We start from the raw sequence: 13403 nt of genomic DNA on the forward strand, positions 1-13403 counted from the left end.
CTCAATTCCTTTTCAGTCGTATGCGGTTTTTGGGCCGATCCTACCAGGCATCTTCGATTGCATCGATGTCCGGAAGCAGTGGCGCAAGGTCAGGAAGGCGCTCAAGCGAGTCAATGCCCAGAAGTTCGAGGAACAGCTCCGTCGTCACATAGCGGTGTGCGCCAGATTCTTGCTCAGGATCAACCTCCGCAATCAAGCCGCGCAGCGCAAGGGTGCGCATGACGCCATCAACATTGACCCCGCGCACTCCGGCAACCTGCGAGCGCGTCACCGGCTGGCGGTAAGCAACCACTGCGAGCGTCTCCATTGCCGCGCGCGAGAGTTTCTTCTGCGTGCCGTCGAGCAAGAACGCCTCGACCGCATCGGCATTTTCGGGCCGGGTATACAGCCGCCAGCCTTCTGCGGTCTCACGCAAATCAATGCCACTGCCACGGGTGTCGAGTTCTCGCGACCACGCGCGAAGGTGATCCGACACTTCCGCAGTCGTTGCTCCGAGCGCACCCGCGAGGTCCTCCACGGACACCGGCGTATCGACGACCAACAGCACCGACTCAATCCGCGAACGCAACTGCGCAACCATCGGCATGTCTTCCATACCGCCGAAGTGTAGCTGCCGGTACTGAATCGGCGCCTAGTTCCAGTTCGACGCCGCAACGACCGCCGGATCGACCTCAAGCCCGGTCCAGGACACGTCAAGTTGGCCAAGCGCTTCGGGCTGCTCTGTTTCCACCGCTCGGGCCTTGTACAACTCCAGCAGGGCGAGGAACCGGCCGACCACCTCCATGGACCTCGTGCAATCGCGTGTCAGTGCGGCGAACGTCATCCAGGTACCTGAGCCGGCGAGCTTGAGTGTGTCCAGGATCTTGCCCGCCTGCTCAGGCACGGACACAGCAACGGCGTGCAGGTGGTCGGTGCGTACTTCCTCCGGTGGTTTCGGGCGAAATACGCTGGCTGCCAGTTCCGCGAAACTCGCCGCTGTATGGCCGAGTTCCACCGGAGGCAAAAGGTCCACGAACCGGGGCTCCATGGATACGGCACGCGGGTGTCGTCGATTAGCAGATGCTTGCCACGTAGCAAACTGGTCAGCAACCTGCTGATATGCACGGTACTGCAGAAGACGTGCGAACAGGAGGTCCCGGGCCTCCAGAAGGTCGTAGTCTTCCTCCAGGTCATGATCACCACGTGGCAACAGCCGCGCAGTCTTCATGTCCAACAAGGTGGCCGCGACCACGAGGAACTCAGTGACCTCGTCAAGCGACTCCGTCTGCCCCAACGCACGGGTATACGCAATGAACTCGTCGGTCACCTCGGCGAGCGCAACCTCGGTCACGTCGAGTTTCTTCGCCTGAATCAAGCTGAGCAGCAGATCAAACGGCCCCTCGAAGTTATTCAGCGCGAGGGTAAAGCCCGTGATCTCCGGCTGGGGGTACTGCTCAGGTGCCTGGGCCACTAGCTAGTGCGCTCCAACACCTCAAGGGCCAGATTGCGGTACTGTTCCGCACCTTGCGAGTTGGGAGCCCACGTAATAATCGGCTCACCCGCGACCGATGTCTCCGGGAAACGCACGGTACGGGTAATCACGGTGTCGAAGACGCGGTCGCCGAACACCTCAACTACACGATCCATGACCTCACGGGCGTGGGTCGTGCGACGATCAAACATAGTGACAAGGATGCCCACGATGTCCAGGTCGAAGTTGATGCGGTCGCGCACCTTTTCCACGGTATCGGTGAGCAGCGCGAGACCTCGGAGCGAGAAGTACTCACACTCCATGGGGATGATCACGCCCTGCGAGCACGCCAACGCATTCACAGTGAGCAAACCGAGCGACGGGCCACAGTCCAGGATGATGAAGTCGTACTCCCCGCGCACCGGGCGCAGCGCACGAGCTAGCGTGTGCTCGCGGCCGACTTCGTTGACCAGTTGGATTTCAGCCGCAGACAGGTCAATATTCGCGGGTACCAGATCAAGCCCGGACACGTTTGAGCGCTTGATCGCCGCGTGAATGCTGGCAGTGTTGTCAAACAGCAAGTCGTAGACCGTGACCTGATCCTCCTCATAGGACACACCAAGGCCAGCGGAGAGTGCACCCTGCGGGTCGAGGTCTACCAGTAGCACCTTGCGCCCTTGCTCTGCCAAGCATGCACCGAGATTGATAGTGGACGTGGTCTTACCCACGCCGCCCTTTTGGTTCACCATCGAGATGATGGTTGCGGGACCGTGCCGCTCAAGCTCCTTCGGCTTGGCAAACTCACGCCACGGCCGACCCGTCAAAAACGTCTTCTGGTCAGCCGCGTCAAACAGCGCCTCGTCCGCCATGGCCGATCCTTCCCTCGATCACGTCTAAACCCTTGACTGCAGTCATCTTACAACGCTGTGATTAGACCTGCCCACGGCTTCGCTTCCGAAGGAAGATAATCAGCAGCGCAAGTGCCGCGATAAGCGCACCACCACCAATGATGAGCGGGACAAGATCACCTACCGACGAACCCGAGTCAACGCTATCGCCTTGACCTTTGTTGTCTGCTACCGCATACGGGTTTTCTTCATCCGTTTCGGCAGCCTGCTCAACCGGAGCATTCGTCGACGTAATCACCGCGACAAACGTCGCCGCGCCGTTCTCCACGACCTCCATAATGAACGGGTTGTCAGGCGTCTCGCCTTCCGGGTACGTCAGCGTCAACGTGCGCCCTGCGACGTTCACGTCACGCTTGACCCCTTCGATGATGTTGCCGTTGACATCGAGGTAACGCAGTTTCGCATTCGACGAGTCGTAGTTGGCGTATTTCATCAAATCGCGCGCCTTGCTCAGGGGCACTTTGACGACGATCTCGTTGCCGTGGATCTCTCCCTCGAAATCGAGGCGCTTCGCATCCGCGGTGTCCGCCTTTTCCGCTGGCTTACGCTCAGGGCGATTGACGGCGCCGCTGCCACTGCCTGCACCCGCACCGGATCCGCCGTTCGGGGCTTCACCGTTTGCGTCGCCACCGCCGTTTGCGCCACCGCCACCGTTGTCTTCGGAGTGGCCTCCACCACCGTGGTGCTCGGTGTTTTCTCCAGCGCCACCGCCCGCAATTTCGTCTGCATCAGTTGCCTGTCCGCCGCCCACAGCGACGAGGTTAACTGTCGCCGTGTAACCGCCGGCGCTCGCAGGCACTGCTGCGGTCGCGCCCTCTTCCGCTGGAGCGGTCACCGACACCGACGTGCCATTGGATGTGACCACCCAGCCGCCTGCGGAGTAATTCACATCCACCGGCACGCCCACATCAACCGTCGTCGTCTGCCCCGCAGGCACGGTGATCTCCGAGGGAATCATGTTCGCCATTGCATCCGGGCTTAGCCCGCCCGGGATCTGCGCCGAGGCAGGGTGTGCTCCCACACCTCCGCCAAGCCCCACGGCAAGCAGCAGGGCTGCCGGAACCGCAAGTGTTGCGCGACGTGCTCGTGCAAATGTGTACTCACTCATAAGCGTAAAAGCTTACGCACGTGGATGCGAACTACGCCAAACCTCGCGCAGGCTATCTGCTGTGACATGTGTGTAAATCTGCGTAGTCGTCACTGAAGCGTGCCCCAACAATTCCTGCACGGAGCGCACATCTGCGCCACCTTCCAGCAGATGCGTGGCAAACGAGTGCCGGAGCGTGTGCGGGGAGATCTCTTTGTCTATCCCCGCACGCTCCGCAGCCTGCTTGATTACAGTCCAGGCGCTCTGGCGAGTTAAGGCTCCACCGCGCCTATTCAAGAACAACGCGTGTGACTTCCCGGTGGCGAATACGGGTCTGCCTCGCACGAGGTACGCCTCGATCGCATCTTGTGCATGCCGGCCGAGCGGGACGAGGCGCTGCTTACTTCCCTTGCCAGTCACGGTCAGAATGCCTTCAGTATCTATTGCGGCTGTCGCATCATCGACGCTCAGATCAAGCACCTCAGAAACTCGCGCACCTGTGGCGTATAGCGTTTCCAACAGCGCCTTGTCGCGTAGGCCGAGGGGCTGTTCGGTCGGGCAGGCATCGAGAAGCGTCGCCACCTCCCCAATGCTCAAAGTGTCGGGTAGCTTCTCGCCAGCTGACGGTGGGGAAACTTCGGCAGCGGTATCTGCCGGCAATACGCCTTCTTCTACGCCAAAGCGGTGCAAGCCTCGGGCGACAGTCAGCGCACGCGCAGCCGAAGATGCCGCGAGGGGGCGTGCGCCGTCCACCCCGCGGCGCAAGTCAGCAACGTACGCCTCTACATCGGTGGCACTGACTGTTGCCAAGTCGCTTTTCCCAGCGGCTGCCAACCATCGTGTGTACCGGTTGACGTCGCGGGTGTAGTTACGCAACGTGTGAGGGGAGACTCCCCGCTCAACAGCGAGATGCTGCAACCAGCGCGCAGCTAGTTCGTCGGCTTTTACCGCCATCTAGATGCGCTTCATATCCGGCACGATGCCACGCTCGGCTCGCCGCTTCGGCAGCGATTGCGGGCGCAACTCGAATGGCTCCGACACATCACGTGACTGCGCTTTACCCTCTGCGACACGGCAAGCAGCCAAAATGCCGCCCACGGCGATTGAGTTCACAATCTCGCCTCGAAGCACCATTTGTGCGGCCTCGCTCAGTGGCACCCACCGAAAGTCCATGTCGGCTTCTTCGTCCTCGGCGTCCGGGCGTTCCACCTCGCGCAGTTGCTTTGCGACGAATACCCGCACCGCCTCTTCCGCAAATCCCGGAGACGTCACCAAATCCACCAGCACGCCCCACTGCTCAGCCTCGAGACCGGCTTCCTCAACCAGTTCGCGCTTCGCGCATACCAACTCGTCTTCTTCGTACATGTCCAGAAGCCCCGCAGGCAGTTCAAGCAGCCGCTTGCCTACGCTGTGCCGGTACTGCTCGACGAGCGCGACGCGCCCGTCGTCGTCAAGTGCAACTACTGCCACTGCGCCGAAATGCTCGACGATCTCACGGTTAGCTGGCTTGCCACCCGGCATGACCACACTGTCGCGGCGCACAGCGATGATTGGGGCGTCGATCAGTACCTCGGAGGACTCGACGGTAAATTCGTGGCTCACTCTGCCACCGCCAGCACTGAAGAAATCCTGCCGGACTCGTAGCTCACGTTGCCTACCGTTGTCACGCCGCGCAGTTCCTTTGGCGCGATGTCTTGACTAGTCAGCACGGTTTTGCCTGCATGGCCAAGTGCTTCCGCAAGGTCCTGCACCAGCTTCGCACCGAAGTCTCCGCCGGCGTCACCGGAGGCGCCATCCACAATCACGACAGCCTCCGCGGGCACGATCTCACCTTTCGTCTCGACGAAACCGGATTGTTGCAGCGTGTCAATTACGATTTTGCGATCCGAAGCCTGTGCTGGCGCTTCCTTCGTCTCAGGGTCGATCAACATAATCGACGCCAACGACTCACCCGCATGGGTGCCCGGTGAACGGTTCTCCACGCTCAACTGCGCACCGGACGGCAACGTCGACGCAATCACCGTGGACAACTCGTCGGCAGAGTTTTGCGACGTAAACTTCTCTGTCAGTTTCAACTCACCAGCATCGGAAGCGCCCGCCGCGTTGAGCAGCCACCGCACGGAATCAACATCGATATCGGCGGCCGTATGCGTACGCACGATAGCGACCGGCACCTCTTTGAGCGCTCCAGAGACGATGGACACCGACTCACTGCCCAGAAGAGCATCGGCAGCATCAAGCCGCTGCTGCGCTTCGCTGCTTTCCTTTGTCGGTTCCTCGGCTCCATCACCATTCGCGTTCCGGTCGATGTCGCTGAGAAACGCACCATTGAACAGATCCGGGCCGCCAGGAATAGCCGGCGCGAGTACCGAGGCCCCCAACACCACGCCGAGAGCTAACCCCCAACACAGACCAGCAGTGACAAGCCCACCCGTCCCTTTTTGCTTTCCCACGGTTTACTCCCCTTCCCCTGCCGGAATCCAGCCGCGCACCGTGTTGGCAACTGTGTCCCAGGTATTGACCAGGTTGTCGGCGAACGTCCCATTTCCGCCAAGCCCAACGACGAGAATGACGGCGGCAGCAGCGACCAGCAGGCCGAGTAACGCCCAGGCCCATGCGACACCGCTGGTGGATTCGACTGCGTAAAGATTCTCAATAACCGTAGAATCAACAACCTTGCGGCCGGCCTTCAAGCGAGCAAGCAACGCAGCCGGATCGGCATTCGCCGGGTCCGTGAGCATCCCGTCCAACTCCACCGGCTCGCCTACGGTGACAATCGTCTCCGCATCATGGAACGCAGCAAGCAAGATCGCGAGGTCTGTCGGCGAATCAGTCGCTGTTGGGAACGTCATCGCACCCACACCCAAATCTTGGATACGCTCCAAGCCAGGCGCATAACCGTCTGGGTCAGCCGGCAGAATCACCCGTGCTTCAGAACGCAAGTTCTCCGACGCGACATCCGCGGGGTCACCGACAATGAAATCAGCGGCATAACCCATCTCTGCCAGCGTGTTCGCGGCGCTTCCCACACCAATGATGACCGGGGTGTACTCCCGCATAAAGTTGCGGATGCCTGTCAGACGGCGCCGCGTGTCATCTCCTGGAGAGACAACAACGACCTTGCGGTCCGCCATCGCGTCGCCAAGTTCGGGTGCGCCGACACCGTCGATAAGCAACGGCGCTTCCGAGTGGATGAACTCGATGGTGTTGCCGAAATAGGCTTCCATGTTCTCCACGAGACCTTGCTGTGCCTCAGCGAAGGAGTTGTCCACCTGCTCACGTGTGACACGCTGTGCAACACCGACGTCTTTCCTTCCGACGGTGATCGTCCCCTCTGGCGTGACCGTGGCCTTCTTGCCGTCGCGGATCTTCTCGCGAACTGCTGCGTCGGCCACTTCGAAGATCGGAACGTTGGCGTCGAGAAGCAAATGCGGACCGAACGTCGGTAAGGATCCAGTGCTGTACGGCGCAAGATTGATCACCGCAGCAGGACGGCGGGCAATGAGCTGCTCTGCTAAACGACGCTGCATGTCCGGCGCATCCACAATCGCAATATCGCCCTCATGCAGGCGAGCAAGGCCTTTGCCCTGCGGTGTGCAGTCGCGCAGCGTACCGCGCAATTCCTGCGCGGGCGCTTCCCCAGTTCCAACAGTCATAGCGACCATTGTGCAACGTTGACCTGCCAGAACTGTGGAGGCGCGCGGGCTACGCCCGCATTTCCTCCACTTCGCGCTGCGCACGCTTGAACAATTCTGCCGCGTGGGCACGCCCTGTATCCGAATCATCAAGGCCCGTCATCATGCGCGCGAGCTCCTCAATCCGCTGCTCGTCAGTCAGATTGCCCACACCCGACGTCACCGCCTCGTCGCCCACGTCCTTTGACACATGCAGGTGCGTGTTCGCATACGCCGCAACCTGGGGCAAGTGCGTAACGACGATGACCTGATGCCTCAACGCCAACCTCGCCAAACGGCGCCCAATCTCCACCGCAGCACGTCCACCGACACCAGCGTCCACCTCATCAAAGACCAGCGTGCCGCCCGCCGACGACTCCGAAAGGATCACCTCAAGTGCCAGCATGACTCGTGAGAGCTCACCACCAGATGCGCTCGTGGCCAACGGCTTTGGCTCCAACGCGCTGTTCGGTGCGAGCGTGATCTCCACAGCGTCCGCACCATCGCGGCCAAACTTGGCCTCCCCCAGCTCGACGCGCAGCTGCGCCTTCGGCATGGCAAGCCCGTGGAGCTCTTCCGTCACCGCCTCCCCGAGGTTTTTGGCGGCCTTGTTGCGTGCCTTGGTCAACGCTGCCGCTCGCTTTTTTAGTTCGGCTTCAAGTTCAGCAACGCGCCGCTTCAGCTCGTCGATAGCTTCTTCTGACGTATCAATCTTGCTCAGCCGTTTCCCGGCCTTCTCTCGCCACGCCAACACACCCGCGATGTCCGGAGCATATTTTCGTGTGAGCCCCTTGAGTTCCTGTTGGCGCTGCAGAAGGCGCTCTAGCTCATCCGGGTCGGTCGGAAGATCTGCGGTGAAACTACCGAGTTCCGCAGACACATCCGCAAGCACACCGGCGACCTCCCCGAGGCGCACACCAAGCTCCCGTAACTCCTCGTCACTAGCTCCTACCAACGCCGCCTGCGCCCTGCCAACAAGGTCTGATGCAGCTTCTTCCGCCTCTGCGCTGTAGCCGCCGACGGCTTCAGCACCATCAATTGCCACCAGCGCGGTCTGGGCGGCCTCACGCAGCGCATCAACATCCTGAAGACGGTTAATGGTTGCAACGAGATCGGCATCTTCGCCGTCTACGGGTGCAACTGCGTCGATTTCCTCGATTGCAAACCGCAGCCGGTCCATCTCCTGTGCCAACTCAAGGCGTTTCTCGGTGCGGTCCTTCAGATCTTTCGATGCCTCGCGCCACTGGACATAAACATCGCGATAGGAGGAGAGCTTCTGAGCGATCGCCGGTTCGAACCGGTCCAACGCCGCCAGCTGCTGTTCCGGCGCGAGAAGCCTCAACTGGTCGTTCTGGCCATGAATCGTGAGCAGATGCCCAGCAAGATCACCCAGTGTCGCGGCCGGAACCTTTCGGCCTCCTAGGTGAGCGCTCGATCGCCCCGTCGCTTTCACAGCACGTGAGACGACGTATTCGCCGTTTTCATCAGGCCCTGCACCAGCGCCCTCTGCAATCGCATGCACGGCGGACAATGTCGATTCCGGCAAATCTGCGATGCTGAGCGCGCCTTCAACCACAGCTTCCTGCGCCCCGGTTCGCACTCGGGAGGCATCAGCGCGGCCTCCTGTCAGCAGCCGCAAGCCAGTTACAACCATGGTCTTACCTGCACCGGTTTCACCGGTGAGCACCGTCAACCCAGGAGCAAGCTCCGCCGAGGCATGACGGATCACGCCCAAGTTAGAAATCGCGATCTCTGCGAGCACTCTGCCTCCCTACGCATCAACGCCGCGTACACCACGACCCGTCCGCGGGCCGCGCCAGCCGGACACCGGCAGCCGGAACTTATCCACCAGCCTGTCGGTGAACGGTTTGTCGTCCAAGCGTACCCACCGCACCGGACGCGACCCCCTACTTACTTCAACCCTCGAACCAGGAGGCACCGGGATGCGACGGAACCCATCCATTACCGCCATGGCACTCGACGTCGTGTGTTCTGACTCCACAGCAACCGTCGAGCGCGGCGAGACAACAAGTGGCTTTGCAAACAACGCATGTGCGTTATTCGGCACCACCAGCAACGCATCGAGTTCTGGCCACATCACCGGACCGCCAGCAGAAAACGCATAGGCTGTGGATCCGGTCGGTGTGGCCACCAGTACGCCATCGCAGCCAAACGACGACACAGGCCGAAAATCAACCTCCAACGTGGCATCAAGCACCCGTGTACGATCCAGATTCTCCACGCTGCATTCATTCAGCGCCCAATCCGTCCCGACGACCTGCCCCTCTTGGTCGATGACTGCCACGTCGATGGTCATTCTGTCGACAACGCGGTACGTCTTATCGACGACCTGCCTCACCGACTCCTCAAGACTCTCCGCGTCACCTTCTGCGAGGAACCCGACATGTCCGAGGTTGACTCCCAACACCGGAATATCCTGCGCCCGGGCATGCTCTGCGGCGCGCAGAAATGTTCCATCTCCGCCGAGCACCAGCACCAGCTCGCAGCCAAGCGCCGCATTGTCGTCAGCAGCGGCACGTGTCAGCCCACTGAGCACCGGATGCGTCTCAATCGCATCCATCTGTTCCTGTTCAAGCAACCGCACCGTAATGCCGGCTTCCTGGAGCATCTCCGCAGCCCTCGCTGCGGACGCGATATTCGACTCGCGGAACAAGTGCGGAACCAACAAGATCTCACGCTCAGCCGTCATTGCGGCCCCTCCTTCACGGCCTTTTGGACTGCGGCGGCGAGGGAATCGTCGTCAAGCATTGCCTCGCCTCCATCCTTTACAAGCCACAGGAAGTACTCCACGTTACCGCTCGGCCCTGGCAGAGGCGACGCAGCCACCCCACGCACGCTGAGCCCCAGCCCCTGTGCGAACTGGGCGACATCCACAGTGACTTCTTCGCGCAACTCCTGTGAACGGACAACGCCACCAGAGCCTAAACGGTCCTTGCCAACCTCAAATTGAGGCTTGACCATCGGCAACAAGTCAGCGCCATCCTCAAGACATTCCACCAGTGCCGGCAACACCAGCTTCAACGAGATGAAAGACAGGTCCCCGACCATCAGGTCCGCGAGTCCACCCATCATGTCCGGCGTCAGGTTTCGGATATTCGTCCGATCGAGCACCCGCACCCGCGGATCGTTCTGCAAGCGCCACACGAGCTGACCGTAGCCAACGTCCACGGCAACAACCTCACGTGCGCCGTTTCTGAGCAACACGTCTGTAAACCCACCTGTCGACGCGCCAGCATCCAGCGCCCTACGCCCTTCGACGCTCAGGCCACGTGGCCCGAAGGCTTCCAACGCTCCAAGTAACTTGTGCGCGCCACGAGACGCCCAGTCATCAATGTCCTCGACATTGACGCGTATCGACGCCTCTGGCTCTACCACCGTCGCAGGCTTCGACGCCACAAACCCACCGACCTCGACACGGCCCTCCTTGATCCACGTTTGAGCCTGCTCGCGCGAACGTGCAATCTTGCGGCGCACAAGCTCTGCATCCAAACGCCTCCGTTTGGGCGGCATTAGCTGTTCCTTTCTTGCAACGCATGCCCCAGTACCGCATGCGCGCGCGTCAGTGCGTCAACCTCATCGGCAAGCGATTCAGTATCTTCCGCGAGAATCGCTTCAAACTGTGACGTGACCTCCTCAGGCGTCGTATGCGGCGCCCGCGGATCCCTGGGCATGGGTGGCTTCATGTCACCACCACTGAGCTGTAGCAGCTTCAGCAGCCTCTGAGTTGGGCCGCACAAACTCCGGTGGAGTCTCCATATGCCACGCGACCTCCAAAACCGTGCGCAAGGCCTGAATCGGTGTCGCACCATCCTTGCCGTAGCTCAAAATGATGTCGTTACCGTCGATTCGCGCAGCGAAACCGCCCTGCGGTCCCGGGAGCAAAACCTCTGGGTTCTCGTTGAGTCCGCGCATATCCTCCGCAATAAACGTCGGTCGCTGCTCCTTGGGCGCCTCCATAAGCGCCAACGGGCCAGAAACACCGGTAAGCACGTGCAGCGACGGAATCCCCGCCGCAACGCCACCTGCAATATCAGTATCTAGCCTGTCTCCCACGGCAAGCGGACGCTTCGCATTCATGCGTTCAGAAGCCTGAATGAACATCGCCGGCCCCGGCTTGCCCGCGCTTTCCGGAGTCACACCTGTCGCCGATGTCACCGCAGCAACCATCGAACCATTGCCGATCATCAACCCACGCTCCATTGGCAAAGACGTATCCAGGTTTGACGCAAGATAGATTGCGCCCCGCTGAATTGCCAACGCAGCTTCCGACAACTGCACCCAACCGGTCCCCGGGTTGTGGCCGTGCAGCACCGCCTTCGGATTCGCATCTGCACTATCGACGACGACGTAACCCGCATCGTCGACAAGCTGCTTAAACGACGGCGCGCCAACCACAAGAACAGGATCTCCGGGGGCGAGGTGCGCCTCAGCCATCGACAACGCAGCCTGTGCTGAAGTGATCACGTCCTCGGTCTTCGTATCGAGGCCAATCTTGCCCAGCATCGCAGCCACATCCGCTGCGCTACGCGACGCATTGTTCGTCACATACATAGCCGGAATCCCCGACGCCGTAATGGCCTCTACAGCGTTTGGAATCGCCACTCCGCCATTCCACACAGTGCCGTCGAGGTCTAGCAGGAGAGCGTCGTAGTTATCCTTCAGCGCCATTGTCTAGTCCAATTCTGCGGCGCGCTCCGCCGCATCCGTGAAACCATCCGTATCAATCTTCGCAGCGTGTTCAAACCACGTCTTGGCCTCACCACGCTGGCCAGTCGCAAGAAGGGCATCAGCATATGCGTAGGAAAGACGCACTTGCTCAAATCCCTGCGAATCCAAAGAAGGATTCATGCGCTGCAGCGTCGCAAGTGCAGAATCGTGCTGACCGAGATCATGGCGTGCGCCGGCAAGCACAATCGCCAATTCGATCTTCCCCGCTTCGTCCAATTCATTAGCTTCAGGGCTACGACCAAGTTCAAGCGCCTTCTGAGGTCGGCCCAAGCCACGCTCCGCATCAGCCATCACAGCTAGCAGCCCCGGGCCACCAGACATCCGCCGCGCCGCACGGAGTTCTGAAAGCGCTTCCTTCCACTCACCAGCGCGATATGCAACTACGCCAGCAGTCTCACGGACAACGCCGACACGACCAGCACGGTTCTTCGCGGCGCGGGCGTGCTCAAGTGCGAGCTTCGGATCGTCTTCCAGGAGATCAGTAGCCATCAGCATGTGCTGTGCAACGCGTTCCGCATTGTCCTTGGAAAGCACCTTGAGGTCCTGCAGCACAGACGGGTCAAGGTCGTTAATATCCAGGCCCGACGGCAAGTCAGGTTCGCGCTCCTTCTGCGCCATCCGTTCCTCGCGGTATCCCTCACGATATGGGTTCGAGCGATCGTGGCGGACACGGTTGTCCTGCCCGCCGTGGCCCGGGCGGCCGCCCTTACCGTGGGGCTTGCCACGGCCGCGGCCACCACCGTGACCGCCGCGTTTATTGTCGCCGCGTGCTCCACCGTAGCGATCCTCGCGACGTCCGCGCTCTCCGTCGCCAAATTCACGACGACCACGAGACTGCCCGCGGTTATTCCTACCGCGACGGTCTCCGCCACCACCATAAGAACGTTGACGTCCCTGGTTATCTCCGTTGCCGGCCTCTGCCATGGAATCCCTCCAATTCGTATCCAAGCCATTATAGGGATGCTCAACACAGTTATGCTGATCCCCCTCAGCCGAGCGGACTTGGCGAGCATTCGACTCCGTAATGGGCTATCAAGGATTCATTCTCCGCATTGCGGTTACGTCCCTCTCCTAGCTGTGCTGTATGCAAAACCCGACGTCATATCTTTCGCTGACTTGGGCAGAGTGTAAAACGCCGCGGCCGTGAAGCTTCATTTTGCATTTACGACTGTGTGCTGGTGGCTTTAGTCGAGTCTTCGGTGGCGTGAAGTCGCTTCGCTCCGCATTGCGGACAAGTGGGTAGACACCAACTATTTCCTTGTATCGGCTGGGCTACTTTTCCAAGAGCGCTGACAAGAGCGCCGCCGCTGGCATCGACTCCGTGCTCCGCATTGCGGACTAATGGGTGTACGCCAACTATGCAGTGGCATAGTCAGGCACGCAATGTTTCTGACTCTGTATTGCGGTCTGGTGGGTGTGCACCAATGTTGCTGTTGTCGGCGACAACAATCATGTGGGTATACGTGAAAACACCCAAAGTGCAACGTGGGTGTTGTACTTTGGGTGTTTGTGTGTGAAGTTGTTGGGTCGGCGGT

At 60.5% G+C, this 13403-nt stretch carries 14 protein-coding genes; all 14 read right to left on the reverse strand.

The annotated features are described in order from the left end of the window. Positions 1 to 40: 40 nt before the first annotated feature. Entirely contained in the window at positions 41 to 595 is a 555-nt protein-coding gene (gene scpB, locus HMPREF3120_RS06820; protein ID WP_070423220.1) for an SMC-Scp complex subunit ScpB, read from the reverse strand. Between the two features lie 36 nt (positions 596 to 631). Then, the gene (locus tag HMPREF3120_RS06825; protein WP_070423221.1) at positions 632 to 1450 is read right to left on the reverse strand and encodes a segregation and condensation protein A; all 819 of its coding nucleotides are present in this window, start codon (positions 1448 to 1450) and stop codon (positions 632 to 634) included. Continuing rightward, the gene (locus HMPREF3120_RS06830; RefSeq protein ID WP_070423222.1) at positions 1450 to 2319 is read right to left on the reverse strand and encodes a ParA family protein; all 870 of its coding nucleotides are present in this window, start codon (positions 2317 to 2319) and stop codon (positions 1450 to 1452) included. The genes HMPREF3120_RS06825 and HMPREF3120_RS06830 overlap by 1 nt, the downstream gene beginning before the upstream one ends. Positions 2320 to 2380: 61 nt before the next feature. Beyond that, on the reverse strand, positions 2381 to 3466 hold the full coding sequence (locus tag HMPREF3120_RS12145) for a hypothetical protein (RefSeq protein WP_168156416.1): 1086 nt from the start codon (positions 3464 to 3466) through the stop codon (positions 2381 to 2383). Positions 3467 to 3478: 12 nt separating this feature from the next. Then, positions 3479 to 4399, reverse strand: a complete 921-nt coding sequence (gene xerD, locus HMPREF3120_RS06840) for a site-specific tyrosine recombinase XerD (RefSeq protein WP_070451570.1) — start codon at positions 4397 to 4399, stop codon at positions 3479 to 3481. Continuing rightward, the gene (locus tag HMPREF3120_RS06845; RefSeq protein WP_070423224.1) at positions 4400 to 5047 is read right to left on the reverse strand and encodes an NUDIX domain-containing protein; all 648 of its coding nucleotides are present in this window, start codon (positions 5045 to 5047) and stop codon (positions 4400 to 4402) included. It abuts the gene before it with no gap. Next, the gene (locus HMPREF3120_RS06850; protein WP_083279531.1) at positions 5044 to 5898 is read right to left on the reverse strand and encodes a copper transporter; all 855 of its coding nucleotides are present in this window, start codon (positions 5896 to 5898) and stop codon (positions 5044 to 5046) included. Before HMPREF3120_RS06850 ends, HMPREF3120_RS06845 begins: the two co-directional genes overlap by 4 nt. Before the next feature lie 3 nt (positions 5899 to 5901). Then, a complete protein-coding gene (gene steA, locus HMPREF3120_RS06855) occupies positions 5902 to 7110 on the reverse strand; it encodes a putative cytokinetic ring protein SteA (RefSeq protein WP_141739387.1) in 1209 nt (402 codons plus the stop codon). A gap of 40 nt (positions 7111 to 7150) precedes the next feature. Beyond that, positions 7151 to 8881: a DNA repair protein RecN gene (gene recN, locus HMPREF3120_RS06860; RefSeq protein WP_070451572.1), complete on the reverse strand. Its 1731-nt coding sequence runs from the start codon at positions 8879 to 8881 to the stop codon at positions 7151 to 7153. A gap of 9 nt (positions 8882 to 8890) precedes the next feature. After that, positions 8891 to 9829 (reverse strand): NAD kinase, encoded by a 939-nt coding sequence (locus tag HMPREF3120_RS06865; RefSeq protein WP_070451574.1) that lies wholly within the window; start codon positions 9827 to 9829, stop codon positions 8891 to 8893. Beyond that, positions 9826 to 10650: a TlyA family RNA methyltransferase gene (locus tag HMPREF3120_RS06870; RefSeq protein WP_070423228.1), complete on the reverse strand. Its 825-nt coding sequence runs from the start codon at positions 10648 to 10650 to the stop codon at positions 9826 to 9828. Before HMPREF3120_RS06870 ends, HMPREF3120_RS06865 begins: the two co-directional genes overlap by 4 nt. After that, positions 10650 to 10823 carry a hypothetical protein gene (locus HMPREF3120_RS12150; protein ID WP_167594521.1) on the reverse strand — a complete coding sequence of 58 codons (174 nt, stop codon included), beginning with the start codon at positions 10821 to 10823 and terminating at the stop codon, positions 10650 to 10652. Before HMPREF3120_RS12150 ends, HMPREF3120_RS06870 begins: the two co-directional genes overlap by 1 nt. A gap of 1 nt (position 10824) precedes the next feature. Continuing rightward, on the reverse strand, positions 10825 to 11808 hold the full coding sequence (locus HMPREF3120_RS06875; RefSeq protein ID WP_070451578.1) for an HAD-IIA family hydrolase: 984 nt from the start codon (positions 11806 to 11808) through the stop codon (positions 10825 to 10827). Positions 11809 to 11811: 3 nt separating this feature from the next. Beyond that, positions 11812 to 12792 carry a hypothetical protein gene (locus HMPREF3120_RS06880; protein ID WP_083279532.1) on the reverse strand — a complete coding sequence of 327 codons (981 nt, stop codon included), beginning with the start codon at positions 12790 to 12792 and terminating at the stop codon, positions 11812 to 11814. Between the last annotated feature and the right edge of the window lie 611 nt (positions 12793 to 13403).

The organism is Corynebacterium sp. HMSC11D10 (genome assembly GCF_001806995.1).
Classification (GTDB): Bacteria; Actinomycetota; Actinomycetes; order Mycobacteriales; family Mycobacteriaceae; genus Corynebacterium; species Corynebacterium coyleae.